Origin of the sequence: Enterococcus hermanniensis (genome assembly GCF_001885945.1) — a bacterium.
GTDB classification, from domain to species: Bacteria; Bacillota; Bacilli; order Lactobacillales; family Enterococcaceae; genus Enterococcus_A; species Enterococcus_A hermanniensis.
On the sequence record NZ_JXKQ01000006.1, the window covers coordinates 106,308 to 127,564 of the forward strand.

Here is a 21,257-nt window from a genome sequence, read left to right on the forward strand (position 1 = left end):
GGAGGAATTTTTAATGGAAAATTTTGATTTTCATGTAACCACAGATATTCGCTTTGGGAAAGACCGTTTGGCTGAGTTGCCAGAAGCTCTGAACCAATTTGGTAAAAAAGTATTGATCGTATATGGTGGAGGTAGCATCAAAAAGATCGGCTTATACGATAAAGTGATGGAACAATTAAAAGCTAACGGCAACGAAGTTTTTGAACTTGCGGGCGTTGAACCTAATCCACGCGTTGAAACTGTTCGGCGTGGAGCAGAGATCTGTCGTAAAGAAAAAATCGATGTCTTATTAGCGGTCGGTGGCGGATCAACGATTGATTGTGCCAAAGTAGTTGCAGCAGCAGCGAAATTTGATGGTGATGCATGGGATCTTGTTTTACAACGTCGTGGCTATCAAGGTGGCGCGTTGCCATTAGTAACGATCTTGACATTAGCAGCTACAGGTAGTGAAATGAATAGCGGCGCTGTGATCTCAAATCTTGAAACACATCAAAAATTAGGAACAGGTAGCAAGGCGATGTTACCAAAAGTTTCTTTCTTAGATCCACAAAATACTTTTAGTGTGAATAAATATCAAACTGCTGCAGGTTCAGCTGACATTATGAGCCACTTGATTGAAAATTATTTTAAACGAACTGAAGGAGCCGATATTCAAGATTCTGTTTCTGAAGGTTTGATGCGTTCGGTTATTAAAAATTGTCCGATCGCATTAAAAGATCCGACTGATTATGATGCACGGGCAAACTTGATGTGGGCAAGCACATTAGCTTTGAATGGCTTGACTGGGAATGGTAAGCCAGGAGCTTGGTCGTGTCATCCGATGGAACATGAATTGAGTGCTTTTTATGATATCACTCATGGTGTTGGATTAGCGATCTTGACACCTCGCTGGATGGAGTATAGCTTAAATGATGAGACTGTTGATAAATTTGCTCATTTTGCTTGGAACGTTTGGAATGTAGAAGAAAAAGTTCCCATGTTAGCTGCCCGAATTGGGATTCAAAAATTATACGATTACTTCAAAGCTTGTGGTATCCCAATGACATTGCCTGAAGTTGGAATCGATGAAGAAAAATTTGAAGAGATGGCGAAACAAGCAGTCGCTCACAGTACGATTAAGACAGATGCGTTTGTGCCATTAGATGAGGCCGCGGTTAAAGAAATTTATACTGCTTGCTTGACTGAAAGTAATTTCGAATAAAAAAATGGTGACTCTAAATGAGTCACCATTTTCTATTTAATCAATGATTGGGCATAATAAAATGTAAAACACGAGCCAATGTTTTTTGAAGTGTGGTCGTTACTTTTGGTCGAGACAATATATAGAGGATCAGAAGAGTCCCTGTGACTAACAATAGGAGATGCAAGAGCGGATTTTTAACTGTTTCAGTCAGTTCAACTAATGGTGCAACAAGATACACGTGGAGCAAATAGATTGCTAATGTTTTTTGTCCCCAAGAAGTAAAAAAATGTGGTCTCGGAGCGGCCAAACTGATAAAGACAAAAACAAAAGCAAAACCAACGAGATATAGCAAAATATTGTCTAAAATATTTTGATATAATGGTAATTTAAATAATAAGAAGGAACGATCACGCCATAAAATCTCGGGGGGAAGATCGATTTTGACCCAGAAATAGGCTACGATCAAGCCCAGGATAATGATCCCGATGCTGATAATTTTCCGCCAACGCCAATGATAAATTTTTTCGAGTAATGACCGATCGGTAAAGTAGCCTGCTAAGAAATAAGGTAAAAAACCTAACGTCCGTGCCATTGCCATATAAGTACCAAATTCGGTTAAAAAACCAGAAAAAATACCGATGATAAAGCTTAGAATTAAAATTCGTCGTACTTTAACCAAATCGGGTAGTAATAAACGCCAAATGAACATACAATACAAATACCAAAGCGTCCAGCCTGGACTTAAAATCATAAAGGCGTCGATCTTACCGATGGCCAACATGATTAAAGATAAAATCAAATTCAATAATAAGTAAGGGACTAAAAAGGTCTCGACGGCTGTTGCTCGACCTTTGGCTAAATTTTTTGAAAAGTAGCCTGAAATAAAAATAAAAACGGGCATGTGGAACAGATAGATAAATACATAAATAAATGCGCCAACCTTGTTATCTAAACGAAAATATTCTAGGGCGTGTCCCAAGACGACAAGTAAAATCAAAATCCCACGAATATTGTCATACAGGTATTCACGCTTTGGTTGTGTGATTGTGGACACCTCCTTTAGATTCCGTTATGCTTAAGTAGTAGAGTCAATGCTCTACTTGTCTATTGTAGCACGAAATAAAAAGTTCCTTGGTTCTTTTTGTTGGAATTATTTGAAGAAGTGGCTTTTTAGAAAACTCACCGTATTAAATTAGACGAAGGAGCAATGCGATGCGTTATTCAGCGAAATTAGTTAAAAATGTTTTTAAAGTGATCAATATGAAAAAATTAGTCGGCGCAACTATGGTCGATCCCCCGAAACGCCGGCGGATTATCAGTCGCCAACTTTCTCATACGGATATGCCTCATAAAATAGCTGAAATTGATGGTCATCAATTAATTACGTTATTTCCGGCCCATCCCACAAAACGCCATATTTTTTATTTACATGGCGGTGGTTATGCACTAGAGGCATCACCTTTTCATAAAGAGATTCAAGAACGGTTTGTAAAGCGTTATAATCTAAAAGTTAGTTATTTTGATTATCCTTTAGCTCCTGAAAATACTGCTGAAACGACCGTCCCATTAACAGAGCGTGCGTTCAAACAGTTAACTTACCTGTATCCGGATGATCACTTTTATTTGTTTGGTGATTCTGCAGGTGGAGGCTTAGCGATGAGTTTGGCACAGCATCTCCGTGATATCGACTTGCCTAAGCGACCTCAAAAAATTGCCTTAGCCTCACCGTGGTTGGATGCTTCGTTAAGTGATCCACGTTCACAGGAACTTCAAGAAAAAGATGTATTATTAGAAAAAGATCTACTGGCTGAAGCTGGAGAAAATTATGCAGGGAATTTATCTTTAACTGATCCGATGGTTTCACCTATTTACGGCAACTTTGATCAGTTAGGAAAATTGTTTGTTGTAGCTGGCACAGACGAAATTTTATATCCAGATGTTTTACGGTTGCAAGAGCGGGTTAAACGTAGCGATGGTACTGCGATGCAGTTAGAAGTGGTTGAGGGGATGATGCATGATTTTGTTGTCTATCCGTTGAAAGAATCGTTGCCATATGTGGATCAAATCGGTGAATTTTATCAATAATAAACGGATGATTTAATAGAACAAGCCGATAATTTTTTTATCATAAAAGGGGGTAAAAGGTTGGAACCCAAAACGCACAGTCGTGCTCCGTGGCAACAAAAGGTGATTCAACTATTACCTGTCGTTGGTCTAGCGGCATTTATCTTATTACTTATCTATATCAGACGCTCAGGTCTTTTTAGCTCCGTTGCCGATCTACAACAATTTATTCGCAATTTTGGCAGCTTTGCGGTAGTGGCATTCATTATCGTCCAAGCGATTCAACCGATTGTTCCCTTTTTACCTGGAGGATTTGCGACGATTGTTGGGATGCTGATGTTCGGAAATATCCCTGGTATTCTATATAGTTATATTGGGCTTGTCGTGGGAGAAGTCTTGCTATTTTTATTGGTGAGACGCTATGGTCCACGTTTTGCTCGCTTTGTTTTATCACAAAAGAATTTTGAAAAATTCGAAACGACGTTACAAGATCATACGCAAGATATCAAACGATTACTGATTGTTTGTTTTATCTTTCCGTTCTTACCGGATGACCTGACTTGCTTAGTAGCAGGAATGACCGATTTGCCGTTTAAAGATTATTTACGAATTGTGCTGATTTTCAAATTATGGTCAGTTGCTTCGTATGGTTTTGTTTGTCTATTTGTCTTAAAGAAAACATTCGCAAGTATTTGATTTTGATTGAATAAAAAAAGCTGATAGAACACTATCAGCTTTTTTATTCTAGTTAGGAGGAATAGTATGATCCGATATGGCATTCTAAGTACCGCACAAGTTGTTCCACGTTTTGTTAGCGGAGTCAGAGAAAGCCGGGAGGGAGTAGTGACGGCGATTGCTTCTCGAAAACTTGAAAAAGCGCAAGCGATGGCTCAGTCATTAGAGATTCCCCAGGCATTTGGTAGTTATGAAGAACTCTGTCAAAGTGATGTTGTAGATATCGTATACATCGCTGTTTACAATAAAGGACACTATGTAGCGGCTAAACAGGCTTTATTAAATGGCAAACATGTATTGTTAGAAAAACCATTTGCGATGACAGTTGATCAAGCCAACGAGCTTTTTGCATTAGCACAAGAACGTAATCTTTTTTTGATGGAAGCCCAGAAAGCATTATTTCTTCCAATCACTGAAAAAGTCCGACAAGTGATCAAACAAGGGAAAATCGGACGAATCCGTTGGTTAGATTCGGTTACTTCTTATCCTAATATTGATCATATCAAATGGTTCCGTGATTTGGATGCGGGCGGTGGTGTCTTACGTGGAGCGGGGACCTATCCATTAGAGTATCTGCAATATTTATTGGCCTCATCACCGGAAGAAGTTAAGGGGACCTTGGCGTTTGTTCCCCAACAATCTGATGCTCAAGCTCAAGTCACTTTGTCCTTTCCTGATAACGTGTTGGCTACGATTTTTTTAACCGTAGATTTGGACTTAGAAAATAAATTAGTGATCTATGGTGACCAAGGCCAGATCGTTATTCCAAATTTTTGGAAAACGGATCAAGCCGAAGTCCATTACAGAAATGGGACTTCGGAGTTATTGGGAAATAAACAAACGAGTGAATTTGTTTTTGAGATTGAACATGTTAATGACTGCTTAAAAGAAAAATTGATCGAAAGTCCAATTGTTACGAAAGCATTGACAATCAAAACAGTCGAGCTAATCGAAAAGATTTATCAAAACAATCAAAAATGATTGGTAAAAGGAGAGTAGGTGTGCTATAGTTTGTCTCATGCGACGAGTCGAGTGGATCAGTTTTTTTAAGATCCTTCGATACCAGAGGCACATGACGTAAGTCACCTGTCGGATTTCAGGCGTGTCGGGAAGAAGCTTAGTGGACGAAGAACCTTCCTATCATTTTGATACTGGTGAAAAAAACCTCTTAGAATTTATTCTAAGAGGTTTTTTGTATTATTTTTTACAGTAATCGTGTATTTATTCCAAAAATAGATGGTCGAATATGTCGGTCGACCATCTATCACAGTTAGCCTAATTGAAAGAGAAACTAACTTGAAATAGTATAGCATAATTTTTTAAATCCCGTTGGTGGCTATTCGTTATATCTGAACGAGCATCATCAAATGGTGTAACAGAATGCTAAAAAGCTTGTTTCGTGTAAAAAAAGCAGCATAATTTTAATCACCGATCTACAATTGCTTTTTTTCTCATAATTTTCCGGACCATATTTTGTACGTGTTTAAGATCTTCATATTTATCAGTGCATTCTAAAAAAAGAATAGGTTTATTTTTAGTATTCTCAATAGAGCAAAATTTGTTAGTACTGATGATTAAATCAATCGAATCATCCTCTAATAAAAAGCGGTTAGAGTCAACAAAATTTAATTTTACAAGGCCCATAGTACTCATAGTGAAAAATTTTTTTAGACCGATAGAGTTAAATTCACCTTTGGAATCGTCAATAAAAATAGAAAGTTCACAATCTGTCATAAATTCATTTGTGATGCTTAATGCAGCATAAAGAAAAGTTGAGTAATCGAGGTGTGAATAAATCAAGCTATTCCGCGGACAAATAGATTCTAGTCGGATTCGAATATTTTGTTGAACGATTCCGATATCTTCAGGATAAAGAGTATGGTACTCACCAACGGGTACATAATTATAAAAACTTTTGAATAGCAACCGTGTATGAATAACATATAATTCTTTTTCTAGTTTGTCAGAGTTAAATTGAAATTGGTTGAATAATAGCCCAATATTTTGAAAGAAAAATTGGTTTGCTTGATAAATGCTAGAATCAAGTTCTTTATGATATTTTTTGATCTCTTGAAAGAAATTCATATTCCGATAGAAGGCCATTTTTGATTGCAAAAATAATAACAAAAAAGATACTTCTTCTTTGATATTAGTATGAACTGCAAAATTTTCTTCAGTTATAAACTGAAAATATTGTATAAATTTATTTCCAATAAGAATCGACTCTACTGGCAATTCGTTTTCTTGAATATAATGACCAGATAAGTATCGAATCAACGTGATATCAACCAAATATTCATACTGGATTCTGGTAATAGGATCAATCTGATCTGAGAGTAAGAAACTTAAATTTGCAAAGATTAACTTTTTTTCGGTAGAGTTCGTGAGTTTGAATGGTTGGGAGTATCCTCCGTAAAGTTGCCAAAAGAAGCTCAGAAAAAATAGTCGAATAGTGGGTTCTAAACCGCTTAGTATCAATTTATTGTTTCGGATATGTAGGGAAAGACTAGTCTCTTTTAAAAAATCACGAAGTTCATAAATATCCTTTTTTAAGGTCGAATAACTTAAGTTATATTTTTCGGTTAAGAAAGTCATCGAATTTTCTTTAGTTAATAACAGGTCCTCTAGCAGATTAATTTTTATCGAAATATGATAAATGGCTAGTGACAGTTCTTTATTTACTTTGTAGTTAGTTGCGCATATTTGATAAGCATGACCATCATTGATTATGGGACTGATTCCAGCTTGTTCGTTTATATCATTAGAAAGGATAATAAGTCGATCAAGATATTTTTGAGTCGTTCTTTTTTCAAACCCCACTTGTTCTGAGATGTTATTAATATCATGAGTTCCAGGGTGTTTTTCTAAATATACATAAATGGAAAAAAGAGCATGGCTCTCAAAATCTAATAGTAAGTCAATATTCATGAGATTTCCTCCTTTTTAATTTTATAGTATAGAGGACAATTATTAGAGAAAAAGTGGCGCTGTATAAAAATTATTTTAAAGATAACTGCTAGGATTTTTTTTTTACTATTTTTTGAATAAAATCCAAGGAATAAGAGATATATTCCAAAAAAATGTAACGTTTATCTACGTATTTTAAAACTATTCATTTTTTTCTCAAAAAGAGTTCTTTAAACAGAGATTTATGTTACAGAAATAGTGTGATTACTAAGAAATTCATTCATGGTAAGAAAAAATTTTTTTAATAGTTCTTCTAATAATTCAGAGCAGAGCCTGTTTGACTTTGCCTTTTTTAAGTCTAGTATGGTGGCTGTAGTTTGGAAGTGCGCACTTCGATTGCAATGAATTTAAAAGGATGTGGCACAAATGAATAACACGGAGAATAAAGATTCTTTAAGTAGTAATAATCAACTTACTGGGGTTCAATTATTCTCGATGACTACTTCAATGGTCATGACAGTGTACGGTTTCGCAGCATTTGCTAAACAAGGACCGACAGCTTTGTTCTTTCTATTTTTAGCAGGTATTTTATGGTTCATCCCAGTGACACGTTCTGCGGGTGAAATGGCTTCTGTAGATGGTTGGAGTAAAGGTGGTATTTTCACTTGGGGACGTCATATGTTAGGTGAACGTCTAGGTTGGTCTGCTTTATTTTACCAATGGATCCATATCACTGTGGGCATGTGTACAATGATGTATTTTATCATAGGATGTTTATCAATAACTTTCAATGTTCCTATTATTAACACGAATCCTCTATTCAAATTTATCATTATGATGATTATTTTATGGGGACTGATTTTTGCCCAACAACGTGGAACGAAAGTAACAGGCAAAATTGCACAATGGAGTTTTACAATCGGTGTGATTATTCCAGTGTTCTTATTACTCTTTTTGACAATTACCTATTTAGTTAAGGGTAACCCGATGTTAATCAAGATTAATCTGCATACCATCTTACCCTCAAGTTGGAGCGGCAATGTATTGGTTGGATTTGTTCCATTTATTTTAGCTTTTGCAGGAGCAGAAGGCTCAGCAACACATGTTAAAGATTTAAAGAAACCATCGATTTATCCTAAAGTAATGATGGCGTTGGCAATTTGCGCAATTGTATCAGATATTATCGGGACGATTTCGATTGCTGCAACAATTCCAAATGCTAAAATTCAGTTAAGTACAGGTATTGTTTATGCGTATGGCGCTTTGGTTCAACAATTCCCATGGCTTAATGTTACTTTTGTTGAATGTTTTATTGGTTTATTATTAGCCATCGGAATCATTGGTGAAATTAGTAGCTGGGTCGTTGGACCAAACGCTGGGATGTATGAAGCGGCTAAAGAAGGCTATTTGCCTGATAGTTTTGCTAAAACAAATAGTTATGGCGTTGAGACGAATGTAATGATCTTACAAGGTGTGATTGTTTCAATCATGGCTGCAGTACTTACCTTTGGGGCAGGTGGAGATAAATCAAATCTATCTTTTCAAACGGCAATGAGTTTAACCGTCGCTCTTTATACTTTGATGTATATGCTGATGTTTGTATCATATATAGTTTTAGTTTTGAAACATGATGACTTACATCGTACCTTCAAAGCTGCAAAATCTAAAGTGATGAGAGTCATTATGGGAATTTTGGGTTTGGTATTATCTGCTTTTGGATTTGTTGTAACCTTCTTTCCACCAGCTGCCTATACGGCTCAACAAAAACACACGTATTTGACGTTATTATTGACCGCGTTTATTATAGTTTTCTTTATTCCAGTAATTATGTACCAATTTCATGGAAATTGGACATTACATCGTCATGATAAATCAGAGGATGATTTGCACCATCCGATCCATTAAATACAACCTACAAACCTACAAGGAGATTTTTTTATGAATACAGATTATTTAGAGAGCTCATTTTTAGGAAGCAAAGAAGCAGCACGAAGCATGCCTAAAAAAGTTTTACCTGACCAGGGAATGAACCCTGACACAGCGGAGACGCTCGTCAATCATATTCGTTTGAACGAAGCTAAAGCTGATCAAAATTTAGCAACATTTTGTACTACACAAATGGAACCGCAAGCTGATCGCTTAATGATGAATTCGCTCGAAACGAATGCGATTGACAAATCAGAATACCCAAAAACGACCGCAATGGAAAACTATTCTATTAGTATGATTGCACATATGTGGAATATAGGTGAAGGAAAAGAGTTGTACAAAGACTTTATAGGAACTTCAACTGTTGGTTCTTCAGAAGGGTGTATGCTAGGTGGGTTGGCTTTATTACACAGTTGGAAACATCGGGCTAAAATTGCAGGTTTAGATATTGATAATTTGCACGAGCATAAACCTAACTTGATTATTAATTCCGCCTTTCAAGTTGTTTGGGAAAAATTTTGCACATATTGGAATGTCGAGTTGCGAGAAGTTCCTATGGATGAAAACCATATGTCGTTAAACATGGATACTGTTATGGACTATGTTGACGAAAATACCATTGGTATCGTAGGGATTCAAGGAATTACTTATACAGGACGTGTTGATGATATTCAAAAACTTGATGAACTTGTTTCTGAATACAATAAAACTGCAAAATTACCAATCAAAATCCATGTCGATGCAGCATTTGGTGGATTTTTCGCTCCATTTGTTGATGGTTTTAAACCATGGGACTTTCGATTAAAAAATGTAGCATCAATTAATGTATCAGGGCAATAAATATGGGATGGTATATCCTGGAATTGGTTGGATTGTTTGGCGAGAAAATACAGAAGAATATTTACCAAAAGAAATGCGTTTCTCAGTTCCTTATCTAGGTAGCAGCGTAGATTCTATTGCAATCAACTTCTCACATAGTGGGGCGCATATTGTTGCTCAATACTATAACTTGATTCGTTTTGGGCGTGAGGGATTTACTGCTATCATGAATAATGTTCGTAGTGTATCACAACGTATTAATCAAGAGTTAAAAGATTTAGGGATTTTTGAGATTATTAATGATGGTTCACAATTACCTATTAATTGTTGGAAAATCGCAGAAAATGTAGAATTAACTTGGAATTTATACGACTTAGAAGACAAACTAAAAGAATACGGATGGCAAGTACCAGCTTATCCGCTACCTATAAGTTTAGATGATGTTACCATCAGTCGTATCGTAGTTCGTCCGTCCATGACGATGACCATTTGTGATGATTTCATTGAAGATTTGACGCGTGCAATTGATGACCTAAATCGAAATCATTTGATTCATCACGCATCTTAATTTATAATATCAACTGTTATTAAAGCCCTAATAAAGTATTTTATTTATTAGGGCTTTTAAACTGGAGGGAATCAAATTGAAAAAAGATAAAGTAGAAGTTACCGGCGACGTACGAGTCAGATACGCACCAAGTCCAACTGGTTTTTTACATTTAGGAAATGCGCAATCTGCGTTATTCAACTACTTGTTTGCCAAACATTATAATGGAACATGGGTCTTGCGAATTGAAGATACTGACTTGCTGCGAAATGTTCCTCATGGCGAAGAAAGTCAGATGGAAAATCTTCATTGGTTAGGTATCGATTGGGATGAAGGTCCGGATAAACCGAAAGTCGAATTTGCTCCTTACCATCAAAAAGATCGTGTAGATTTGTATCATAAATATGTCCAACAATTATTAGATGCAGGATTTGCTTATCGTGATTATACGACAGAAGAAGAGTTGAAAGACTTGCATGAACAACAACTCGCAGCTAAAATTGCTCCTCATTATGATGGACGTTGGTATGGTGCGACGAAAGAACAAATCGAGCAAGCACAAGCAGAAGGTCGCAAATCGACTGTTCGTCTTCATTTACCAGAAGATCACGTCTACGGCTGGGATGATATGATTAAAGGACGAGTTGAATTTAACTCAGATAATATCGGCGGTGACTTTATCATTGAAAAAAGTAATGGGATGGCAACGTATAATTTTGCGGTAGTTATCGATGATTACTTAATGAAGATGACTCATGTTCTACGTGGGGATGATCATATCGCGAATACACCTAAACAAATTGCTGTCTATGAAGCACTGGGAATTCCACAACCATTGTTTGGTCATATTACGTTAATCTATAGTTTAGATACACATAAAAAATTGAGTAAGCGAGACAAAAATACGCTTCAATTCATCAGTCAATATCGTAAATACGGCTATTTGAGTGAAGCATTACTAAACTTTATTGCTTTTCTTGGTTGGTCTCCAGTGGGTGAAAAAGAATTATTTACTAAAGAAGAATTAATTGAAGCATACGATATTAACCGAATGTCTGCTTCTCCAGCTTATTTTGATCAAAAAAAATTAGATTGGACGAATGCAGAATACATCAAAAAACTGTCAGTCGAAGAATTAGCGACCCGTGTTTTATCACTAGTCGATGCGGCTGAAACAGAAGTTGCCCAACAATTGAAAGCTATAAATATCGGAAATGAAATCGAATTTGTAAAAAAGGTTATTGATATTTATCATACAGAAGCAAAAACTTTGATGACGTTCATGGAAAAAATATTATTTATAAAACAAGCAGATCAAGTTCACTTTACCTATGATGATTTAGCTGAATTTGATAGCGAAAGCGTCAAACAAATCTTGAATGTTATGGATAAAGAATTGAAAGATACCACAGATATAATCGATTATCCTGCGATTTTGACTACGATCCAAAAATTAACTTCACAAAAAGGGCGTAAACTTTATATGCCATTAAATGTCATATTTACTGATAGTAAATCAGCGCCGCAAATTGTAGATATTCTATCAGTAATGCCGAAAAAAACCGTTCAATTGTTAGTGAATAATGCCTTGAAATTTTTAAATAACTAGCAAAAAAGCTACAGCCAAATATTTGGCTGTAGCTTTTTTTGAGTTTAACATTTAAATGAATACTGTTTTATATAATGCAATCGCAAGAATAGAAGCGATGATCGGCGCTACAACGGGTACCCAAGAATAGCTCCATTGTGAATCACCTTTATTTTTTAATGGTAATAAGGCATGCATGATCCGCGGACCTAAATCACGAGCAGGGTTTAAACCAGGTCCAGTTGGTCCACCAAATGATGCAACCAATGTCCAAACTAAGAAACCTAATGCTAAGTGAGCAGTTCCTAAATTGTTTTGGAAGAATGGTGCTTTAGTGATTCCTAGGGCACCAAAGAATAAAATAAATGAGCCAAAGAATTCATTTACAAAACCATTGAATTTAGAACCAACACTATTGATTGTTGAGAATGTTCCTAAGACATGTAATTTGTTTTCAGTTTGGTCATAATAAGGTTTGTAGCAAGCTACAACAACTAATTGCCCAACCATTGCGCCAAGAATTTGAACGATGATATAAGGAAGAGCCTCAGACCAAGGGAACAAGCCACTTACTGCTAAACCAATTGTAAACGCTGGGTTAATGTGGTTACCGCTAATACCACCAAAAATCATTGCAGGAATCATAACCCCACACCCATAACCTACAGCAATCAACATCCAGTCACTACCGTAACCTTTTGTACCTCTCAAATCAACATTGGCAACCGCACCGTTTCCTAACATTACTAACAAAGCAGTTCCCAAGAACTCAGCTACCAACCGAGTTGTCAGTGAATAATCCATAAAAACCTCCTAAAAATAATTAATACTGAAAATAACAAATGAAAATTTCATTTTATATCTTAATACCATTTTTGTGAATTAGCAAATGTTAACATCAAAAAAACGGATAATTTCTCTAGATTATGCTAATAACAAATGTTAATCACATAAATTAAGAAAAAATTTACTTTAAATTTTATTGTCTTGATAAAAAAACTCGCTTTAAAAGCGAGTTACGGATAAATCAGTTAATCAAAACCAAATGTCTGAAATTAGGATTGTTCTCAATCAATTTATGAGCACCATAAAAATTCTTAGCTGAAAAGCCATTTAATTGTGCAGTTAAAATCGACTTCAATTGCTTTTTTTCCCACAAGTAAATCAAAAGTTCCATAATTTTACGAGAATAGTCGATTCCCGCTTCTGACGCAAAAGATTCCTCAAGAAAATCTTCACAGTAGAAGTTGCGGTAATCTGATGCAATCATTTTTTTCTTTTTGTTGATAAAATGTAGCAATAAAATATCAGCTGTCGCTTCAAAGTCAGCTAGGTGCTCAAAGCTTTTTTCTTTTTCAGTATCTAAGTTGATCACATAATCGACGGAAGAAAAACCCGCATTTTTGAGTTCTCTTGCTAAGTGGTTCGATTGTGAGAGGACAAGATCTGCACCCATGTTTTTGATCCAGATCTCTGAATTGTTTTTGTTGATCGTAGCCACAACGTTTAAACCTGCCCATTTGGCCAATTGAATAATACTTGCTCCTAGTCCGTCTGAAGTATTCAAAATCAACAATGTACCGGAATTTTTCTTCGGTTTAGGATCTAATCCTAATTGCTTGAAAACGACTTCAAAAGCTAAGAAAAAACTATAGGAAAAAGCTGCTGCCTCATCCATCGGGAAATCGGTTGGCAATTTGACTACGGAGCGGCCATCGACGATTTGGAAGTTGCTATAACTACCATATTTTCCGACTTTATTAACAAACAAGACACGATCACCGACATTCAAACGAGGATTACTGCTGCCCATGCGAGTAATGATCCCAACACCGCCGAAGCCTAAAACGTACGGCTTTTTTGGCCCTTTGATCGTTTGTCGGATCTGTGTGTCTAAGGTACTGATAGAGATAGCTGAGATTTTTATCATTAAATCATGTTCACGCAATTTAGGTAACATGACTTTATACTGTTCAAATTTTTGATCTTCTTTCAAACGAAATTTTTTTTCAAATCCGATAGCGTCTGAAATCATTTGTTTCACCCTCCTCAGAAAATAAATTTCTGAATCGCTATTAAATCCATATAGCTACTTATAATATACTTGATTTAACAATCAGAGGGAAATAATTTCTTTAAAAATACGCAACAATCCTAGAAAAATTTGCTTTTATAGCTATTTAGTAAGTAAAAATTTTTTTCTTTAGTTCAATACATGAGAAGCCACTTAACTTGTAGTGGTTCCTTAAGATAGCTAAACTGAGTAGATGAATCAATAAGCAGGAGGAAAGCAATGTTTACTGAAAAAAGTTTTGAAGTCTTTGAAATTGAAGGATTAACGCCAAGAATGGTAGGTATTCGGCAGGAGATCCAGCCTATTTTTCAACAATTAGATGAAGTTTTTCAACAAGTGTTAGAGCCAATAATCGATGAAAAATTATTTATCCACATCGCACAACATCGCCGCCGCTCAGTTTATCCACCAGAAAATACATGGTCGGCATTAAGTCGTCAAAAAAGAGGGTATAAAATGGAACCACATTTTCAATTAGGCATTTGGCCAGATTATGTTTTTATGTGGTTATCTTGTATCGATCAACCAAAAGATGAAGGCCTCATAGCACAGAAATTTTTAGACAATCAAACATATTTTACCCAACTATCCAAGGATTTTGTTTTATCAGGCGATCATACAAAACCACAAACGGAAGAGTTATCACCAGAAAATCTAGAAAAAGGCTTAATAAGGTTTCGTGATGTGAAAAAAGGTGAGTTCCAAGTGGGTCGAATCATCAAAAAGGAGGCCTCATTGTGGAAAAAGCCAGAAGAGGCAAAACAATGTATGATCGATACGTATCAACAATTAACGCCTTTATATAAGTTGAGCATCAATTAAAACGCCACTGACAAAAAAATAAATGTAATAACAAATTAAAATATTCTGACAAAAGCAAGGGCAAAAGATAAGATGCTCTTGTTTTTTTTGAATATTCTGGTTTAATTTTTATTAATAATATTTATTCATTTGAAGGACTTTGAACCATTTAGGGAGATATTAATACTTTTCGAACAAAGTTATTTAAACACAGATAGCTAAAAGGCTATTGAAAGCGCTTTATAAAAGTGTCCATATTAATGGACACAAGAAAAAATATTTTCACCATAAAAGAAGGTATATTAATGACAAGGAGGTTGACCAAATGCAGCTAAGCAAACGAGAAAAGCAATTGATCGAATTATTTATCAAACATGGAATGACTCTCACTGCACAAGAACTAGCTGAATTTGCCAATGTTTCTACGAAGACCGTTTATCGAACAGTAAAAAAAATCAATGAAGCCTCTGATATTGGCGACATTATTTTAGCCGAAGTAGGAAAAGGTTTTCGTTTAGATTATGATAAATATCTAGAGGCAAGTGTAACAAGAAAAAGCGGAGACGTTATCCAGGGACCGTTAGAAAGAAGAAATCGAATCCTTTTGATTTTGTTATTTAAATCACCTAAGAAAATATTGATCCAAGAATTATTTGAAGAATATTACCTTAGTCCCACAGTGATCAAAAATGATTTGATTCGTATGAGCGAATTTTTAGCTGAATACCAACTGACCTTGGTTCGAACAGAACAACGTATTGCAATTGAAGGATCAGAAAAGCATATTCGCAAAGCTGTAAATTATTTGATCGATGCAAATCGAGTCTGGGAAGAAGATTTCTCGACCCAGCATGAAAAAATCAGTTCTTATGATATCAATTTTATCACGTCACTTTTAGAATTTATCGAACGAAAATTACAGAATGGAATTGCCTATCCTTACAACAGTAATATTTTTTCTCATATCTACATCTTAGTCAAACGAGTCAGAGAAGGAGAAATTCATCCAGATACTCGTGCGGAGCTGCTCGATCCTGATGAAGAAGAATTGATCGTTGAATATGATCAGCTCTATCAAATTTCGCGCATGGTAATGACTAAATTGAATCACTATTTAAATATTATTTTACCCGAGAGTGAAACATTCTTTCTCTTTCAATATTTGATTTCTTCGCGCATGGAAAATGAGCAAATCAAATTGAATCGCAAATCAGAAGTTGCTCTTGAAATCACTGAATTTTTTGCAAAAGAAATGAGTTGCTTGATGGGGATGAAGGTGGATAAAAAAGTCAATCGTCAAGACTTATATAACCATATTGAACCACTATTATACCGGTTAAAAAATGAGATCATCGTTAAAAATGATTTACTAAGTGATATCAAATCAGAGTATCCAGATATTTTTAAACAAGTGCAACAAGTCGGTCAGATAGTCACACAAAAATATGATTTGAATGTGATATCAGAAGATGAGCTAGGATTTTTAACTTTATACTTCGTTAAATACCGCGAAATGATTAACAATCAAAAGCGCGTATTGATCATGTGCAGTAGTGGTGTTGGAACGTCCGAATTATTAAAAGTAAAAGTACGTAAGGCATTTCCAGAATTAGAAATCGTGGATGTATTATCCGCAAGAAAATTTTCTAAGGCGCCAGAAAAATACAAAAATATCGATTTGATCTTGACGACAGTTAACTTAACGATCGAGAGAATGACACCTACAATTTTAGTGAATTCAGTATTTACAAAACAAGATGAAAAACGAGTAAAGCAAATGTTAGGAGAGATGTAAAATGACACCTGAAAGAATGATGGATGACTTTAGTATCGCTGATGTGATTACTGAAGAACTGATCCAATTAGAAATGAAAGCGAAAACAAAAGAAGAGGCCATTTATGAACTGACACATCTTTTAAAAGTTCATGGCGATATCAGCGATGAAAAAGATTTTGCTGCCGATGTGTTTTTACGAGAATCAGAAGGGTTAACCGGGATCGGAAATAGCATTGCTATTCCACATGGGAAATCTGATAGCGTGATCAAAACGTCGTTAGTTGTCGGAAAAACAAAAAAACCGATTGAATGGGAATCTTTAGATAACCAACCAGTTCAAGTAATCATTTTATTTGCAGTCCGAAATACAGATGCGAATACAATGCATATCAAATTATTGCAAAAAGTTGCAATGTTGTTAGCTGATGAGGACTTTATCGAAAATATGGTCCAGGCTCAAACGAAAGCGGAAGTAATGGAACTATTATCAACAGACCCAACGGAAGACGAAGAATAAATCAACTTAGAAAATGGAGGAAAATAAAATGAAAATTGTCGGAGTAGCTGCATGTACTTCAGGGATCGCCCATACGTACATTGCAAAACAAAAATTGGAGAAAGCAGCCAAAGCACTTGGTCATACGGTCCACATTGAAACACAAGGAACGATTGGAACAGAAGATGAATTAACAATGGCAGAAATCAAAGCAGCTGACGTCGTGATTATTGCAGCGGATATAAAAATAGGAGGAAGAGATCGCTTTATTGGGAAAAAGGTAGTAGAAATCCCGACTAGCATGGTAATTAAAGCGCCAAAAGGTTTGATCAATAAAATCGAAGAAGAAGTGGCAAAGGTTTAGTTGGTAAAAAATTGAATACAAATCAAAGGAGATGAATGTAATGTTTAAGAAGCTACAATTGAAAAAACATGCCTTGACGGCAATCTCGTACATGTTGCCAGTTGTTGTTACGGCAGGCTTGCTGATTGCGATTGGGAATTTAACGGGTGGAGCAGTGATTGAAAATTATAAAGCTGCATACTCGATCCCCGATGCATTAGTGTCACTAGGTGTTTTAGGCATGGGGCTATTGGCACCGGTGATTTCAGCAGCGATTGCCTATTCAATTGCAGACCGCCCTGGTATCGGACCTGGTTTATTCATGGGACTGATTGCAAATGCAATCGGCGCTGGATTCCTTGGAGGAATGTTAGGTGGTTACTTAGTTGGTTTCTTCGTACTTTTCTTAGTAAAAAATCTAAAAGTTCCAACGTGGGCTCAAGGGTTGATGCCGATGATGATCGTACCGCTTTTATCTACTTTAATTATTGGATTATTGATGTTCTTTGTTATCGGGGTACCAATCGTTTGGGCAACGGAATCGTTAACTAGTTTCTTAGAAGGATTGCAAGGCTCCGGAAACTTCTTATTTGGAGCAATTGTTGGTGGGATGGCTGCCTTTGACTTTGGTGGACCAGTCAATAAAGTTGCTTCGCTATTTGCAGATGGATTGCTATTAGAAGGGGTTCAAGGTCCGGAAGCTGTAAAAGTTTTGGCTTCAATGGTTCCACCATTTGGTGTAACGATTTCTTGGGTATTATCAAAATTATTCCGCAAACCTAAATACTCGAAAGAAGAAGAAGACAATATCAAAATCGCTTTTCCAATGGGCCTTTGCATGATTACAGAAGGTGTTATTCCTATCGCGGCAGTTGATCCGATTCGCTTGATCGTTTCATGTACGACCGGTGCAGCAATCGGAGGTGGCTTGAGTATGGCCTGGGGTGTAGGTTCACCCGTTCCTTCAGGAGGTGTCTTCATTATTCCGGCAATGACGGATCCGCTAAGATTTACGCTTGCTTTAGTGATCGGTTCAGTGATCACAGGTGTCTTATTATTCGCACTGAAAAAAGCACCAGTGGAAAATGATATTCGTGATGAAGAAGAAGAGGAAGAAGTAGATTTTTCATCAATCAAATTATCTTAAATTGATTTAAGCGGTTATCTTTTCTAGCACTGAAAAGATAACCGATTTAAAAATAAAACTGATGTTTCTTTAAACAAAGAAATTCCTGATTCTAAAGAAGGAGACCTTTAAATGTATGTTTCGATGAAGGAAATGTTGCAAAAAGCCAATCGTGAAAAGTACGCAGTCATGGCGATCAATTGTTTTAATCTTGAAACGGCTAAAGCAGTGATTGAAGCAGCAGAAGAGATGCGTTCACCAATCATTATCGATTTATTGCAGGACCATCTGAAAGAACACTTGGATATCCGCTATCTGACCAAACCGATTATTCGAATGGCCAACGATGCGAAAGTAGAAGTGGCAATCAATTTAGACCATGGTCAGGATGTAGCATTTGTTAAGCAGTGTTTACACGAAGGTTTTTCAAGTGTCATGATGGATGCTTCAATGTATCCGTTAGAAGAAAATATTCGAATCACTAAAAACATGGTTGAACTAGCTCAGATATATAATGCGAGTGTCGAAGCAGAAGTTGGGGATATGGGCGCAGTTGCTGGTGATCATTTCACAAATGATGACATGTATACCGATCCAGATGATGCCTTTCGTTTTATCAAAGAAACAGGCGTTGATTGCTTAGCCTTATCGTATGGCTCTAGTCATGGAAATTATCCGGTAGGCTATGTACCTGATTTTCGCTTTGATATCGTTGAAAAAATCAAAGCGGCAACTGATTTGCCTTTAGTGTTGCATGGTGGATCTGGGGCGGGAGAAAAAAATATTATTCGCTCGATTGAATTAGGTATCAATAAAATCAATGTGGGCTCAGATTTTATGAAAGCTCAAAAAGCTGAAATCCAAAAATTATTAAGTGATGATTCAGATGTGGATTATCCGACATTGATTCATCAAACGATTGCAGCAGGAAAAGAAGTCGTTAAACAGTATATAGAACTTTCAGGTTCTAAAAATAAATCTTAGAGGAGATAACGCCAAATGTTAATTAATATGAAGCAAATGCTAGAAATCGCAAAGGAAAATAAATTCGCCGTAGGAGCGTTTAACGTAGCAGACAGCAATTTTTTACGAGTAGTTATTGAAGCAGCAGAAGAAAATGATGCTCCAGCGATCATCGCTGTTCATCCAACTGAATTGGATTTTACAAAAGATGAATTCTTCCAATACGCTGTATCACGTGCAAAAAATAGTTCGGTTCCATTCGTTATCCACATGGACCATGGGGATAGCTTAGCTAGTATCATGCGCGCCATTCATTGCGGCTTTAGTTCTGTCATGATCGATGGCTCATTATTACCATTCGAAGAAAATATCGCTATTACAAAAGAAATCGTTGATGTTTGTCATAAAATTGGAGTTTCTGTCGAAGGTGAACTGGGAACAATCGGCAATACGGGTACTTCGGTCGAAGGTGGCGTCTCTGAAGTGATTTATACACGACCAGAAGATGCAGAAGAATTTATTGAAAAAACAGGGATTGATACATTAGCAGTTGCTATTGGGACAGCCCATGGTATCTATCCAAAAGATGTTAAACCAGAATTGAAAATGGATGTTTTAGAAGAAATCAAAAACAGAGTAGACATTCCACTAGTCCTTCATGGTGGGTCTGCTAATCCAGATGAAGAAATCGCGAAAGCCGTTCAAATCGGGATTCAAAAAGTCAATATCTCGTCAGATTACAAATATGCATTTTACAAAAAATGTCGTGAGATTCTATCGACTACTGAGTTATGGGATCCGAATGCAATCTATCCGGAATGTATCGATGCGGCCAAAGCAGTTGTGAAACAAAAAATGGAATTGTTCAATTCAATCGGCCAAGCAGAAGTTTTCCGTAAAGAAAATATCCAACCTTGGAGATCAGAACAAAATTAATCGAATTGGCCAAGGGGGATTTCCCCTTGGCATTTTTTGTGAGATTATCAAATGAATGATAGAAATGAGGAGGAAATTTATGTTATATGGTGGTATCGAGGCTGGTGGTACAAAATTTATTTGTGCAGTGGCGGATGAGCAACAAAACATTTTAGCAAAAGTCAGTATTCCGACAACTACTCCACAAGCAACCTTCGAAGCAGTATTTGCTTTTTTTGATCGTTATCCGATCGATGCGTTAGGAATAGGTTCCTTTGGTCCTATCGGCATCCAACCGAATCATAAAAATTATGGGCATATTCTGGCAACACCAAAGGAAGGTTGGGCCAATACAAATTTTTTAGGGAAATTGAAACAACGCTACAATGTTCCAACGGCCTGGACTACAGATGTCAATGCAGCCGCTTATGGTGAAATAAAAAAAGGAGCGGCCAAACAAAAACATAGCTGTATTTATCTAACGATTGGAACGGGGATCGGCGGTGGAGTGGTCATAAATGATGCTGTTTTTGAGGGAATCAGTCATCCGGAAATGGGCCATCTTTTTGTAAAACGTGATCCTAAAGATACTTATCAAGGAACTTGTCCGTATCATAAAGACTGTTTAGAAGGCTTAGCTGCAGGTCCTTCTTTAGAAGCTCGAACGGGTATTCGTGGCGAGGACTTGCCATTAGATCATCCAATCTGGGATCTGCAAGCCAATTATTTAGCTCAAGCACTGATGTCTTATACGTTGATTTTAGCTCCAGAAGTAATTGTTTTAGGCGGAGGTGTGATGAATCAAGATCACTTGCTCAAAAAAATCCAGCAGCAATTTACAGAATTAATGGCTGGCTATGTGGAAATACCGAATGTTGAAAAGTATATTGTCCGATGGGGCTTACCAAATGAAAGTGGTTTGATTGGTACCTTATTATTAGCACAAAAAGAATTAGAAAAATAAAAAGTCTTTCATTATGAAAGACTTTT

18 protein-coding genes and 1 pseudogene are annotated in these 21,257 nt (G+C 36.4%); 15 read left to right on the plus strand and 4 right to left on the minus strand.

Going from position 1 to position 21,257, the window contains the following annotated elements:
* The first annotated feature begins 13 nt into the window (after positions 1-13).
* Positions 14-1,201 carry an iron-containing alcohol dehydrogenase gene (locus tag RV04_RS08385; RefSeq protein ID WP_071858006.1) on the plus strand — a complete coding sequence of 396 codons (1,188 nt, stop codon included), beginning with the start codon at positions 14-16 and terminating at the stop codon, positions 1,199-1,201.
* A gap of 40 nt (positions 1,202-1,241) precedes the next feature.
* Here RV04_RS08385 and RV04_RS08390 read toward each other — a convergent pair whose 3' ends face one another.
* The gene (locus RV04_RS08390) at positions 1,242-2,237 is read right to left on the minus strand and encodes an acyltransferase family protein (protein WP_071858007.1); all 996 of its coding nucleotides are present in this window, start codon (positions 2,235-2,237) and stop codon (positions 1,242-1,244) included.
* A gap of 158 nt (positions 2,238-2,395) precedes the next feature.
* Between RV04_RS08390 and RV04_RS08395 the strand changes: the two genes are divergently transcribed.
* The 3 genes from RV04_RS08395 to RV04_RS08405 all read left to right on the plus strand — a co-directional run bounded on the left by RV04_RS08395 (position 2,396) and on the right by RV04_RS08405 (position 4,963).
* Positions 2,396-3,268, plus strand: a complete 873-nt coding sequence (locus tag RV04_RS08395) for an alpha/beta hydrolase fold domain-containing protein (protein ID WP_071858008.1) — start codon at positions 2,396-2,398, stop codon at positions 3,266-3,268.
* A gap of 60 nt (positions 3,269-3,328) precedes the next feature.
* A complete protein-coding gene (locus RV04_RS08400; RefSeq protein WP_071858009.1) occupies positions 3,329-3,943 on the plus strand; it encodes a TVP38/TMEM64 family protein in 615 nt (204 codons plus the stop codon).
* Between the two features lie 66 nt (positions 3,944-4,009).
* Positions 4,010-4,963, plus strand: a complete 954-nt coding sequence (locus RV04_RS08405) for a Gfo/Idh/MocA family protein (protein WP_071858010.1) — start codon at positions 4,010-4,012, stop codon at positions 4,961-4,963.
* A 444-nt stretch (positions 4,964-5,407) separates the two neighbouring features.
* Here the strand turns inward: RV04_RS08405 and RV04_RS08410 are convergent, their stop codons facing one another.
* The gene (locus tag RV04_RS08410; protein ID WP_071858011.1) at positions 5,408-6,910 is read right to left on the minus strand and encodes a helix-turn-helix domain-containing protein; all 1,503 of its coding nucleotides are present in this window, start codon (positions 6,908-6,910) and stop codon (positions 5,408-5,410) included.
* 405 nt (positions 6,911-7,315) lie between these two features.
* Between RV04_RS08410 and RV04_RS08415 the strand changes: the two genes are divergently transcribed.
* The 3 genes and pseudogenes from RV04_RS08415 (at position 7,316) to gltX (ending at position 11,793) form a co-directional block, all read left to right on the plus strand.
* On the plus strand, positions 7,316-8,794 hold the full coding sequence (locus RV04_RS08415; RefSeq protein WP_071858012.1) for an amino acid permease: 1,479 nt from the start codon (positions 7,316-7,318) through the stop codon (positions 8,792-8,794).
* Positions 8,795-8,827: 33 nt separating this feature from the next.
* Positions 8,828-10,205, plus strand: a pseudogene (gad, locus tag RV04_RS08420) (glutamate decarboxylase).
* A 76-nt stretch (positions 10,206-10,281) separates the two neighbouring features.
* Positions 10,282-11,793, plus strand: a complete 1,512-nt coding sequence (gene gltX / locus RV04_RS08425; RefSeq protein ID WP_071858013.1) for a glutamate--tRNA ligase — start codon at positions 10,282-10,284, stop codon at positions 11,791-11,793.
* A gap of 51 nt (positions 11,794-11,844) precedes the next feature.
* Here gltX and RV04_RS08430 read toward each other — a convergent pair whose 3' ends face one another.
* Positions 11,845-12,576 carry an MIP/aquaporin family protein gene (locus RV04_RS08430; RefSeq protein ID WP_071858014.1) on the minus strand — a complete coding sequence of 244 codons (732 nt, stop codon included), beginning with the start codon at positions 12,574-12,576 and terminating at the stop codon, positions 11,845-11,847.
* Positions 12,577-12,799: 223 nt separating this feature from the next.
* Positions 12,800-13,807, minus strand: a complete 1,008-nt coding sequence (locus RV04_RS08435) for an alcohol dehydrogenase catalytic domain-containing protein (protein WP_071858015.1) — start codon at positions 13,805-13,807, stop codon at positions 12,800-12,802.
* 258 nt (positions 13,808-14,065) lie between these two features.
* Here RV04_RS08435 and RV04_RS08440 point away from each other — a divergent pair, with 258 nt between their 5' ends.
* From RV04_RS08440 to RV04_RS08475, 8 genes are all read left to right on the plus strand, one after another.
* On the plus strand, positions 14,066-14,668 hold the full coding sequence (locus tag RV04_RS08440) for a DUF1054 domain-containing protein (protein WP_071858016.1): 603 nt from the start codon (positions 14,066-14,068) through the stop codon (positions 14,666-14,668).
* Positions 14,669-14,972: 304 nt separating this feature from the next.
* On the plus strand, positions 14,973-16,442 hold the full coding sequence (locus tag RV04_RS08445) for a BglG family transcription antiterminator (protein WP_071858017.1): 1,470 nt from the start codon (positions 14,973-14,975) through the stop codon (positions 16,440-16,442).
* Position 16,443: 1 nt separating this feature from the next.
* On the plus strand, positions 16,444-16,941 hold the full coding sequence (locus RV04_RS08450; protein WP_071858018.1) for a PTS sugar transporter subunit IIA: 498 nt from the start codon (positions 16,444-16,446) through the stop codon (positions 16,939-16,941).
* 28 nt (positions 16,942-16,969) lie between these two features.
* Complete coding sequence (locus tag RV04_RS08455; RefSeq protein WP_071858019.1) at positions 16,970-17,284, plus strand: PTS fructose transporter subunit IIB; 315 nt, start codon at positions 16,970-16,972, stop codon at positions 17,282-17,284.
* 40 nt (positions 17,285-17,324) lie between these two features.
* Positions 17,325-18,410, plus strand: coding sequence for a PTS fructose transporter subunit IIC (locus RV04_RS08460; RefSeq protein WP_071858020.1), 1,086 nt, complete (start codon positions 17,325-17,327; stop codon positions 18,408-18,410).
* Positions 18,411-18,521: 111 nt separating this feature from the next.
* Positions 18,522-19,373 carry a class II fructose-bisphosphate aldolase gene (locus tag RV04_RS08465; RefSeq protein ID WP_071858021.1) on the plus strand — a complete coding sequence of 284 codons (852 nt, stop codon included), beginning with the start codon at positions 18,522-18,524 and terminating at the stop codon, positions 19,371-19,373.
* Positions 19,374-19,388: 15 nt separating this feature from the next.
* Positions 19,389-20,288: a ketose-bisphosphate aldolase gene (locus RV04_RS08470; protein ID WP_071858022.1), complete on the plus strand. Its 900-nt coding sequence runs from the start codon at positions 19,389-19,391 to the stop codon at positions 20,286-20,288.
* Between the two features lie 79 nt (positions 20,289-20,367).
* On the plus strand, positions 20,368-21,231 hold the full coding sequence (locus RV04_RS08475) for an ROK family protein (protein ID WP_071858023.1): 864 nt from the start codon (positions 20,368-20,370) through the stop codon (positions 21,229-21,231).
* Positions 21,232-21,257: the final 26 nt, after the last annotated feature.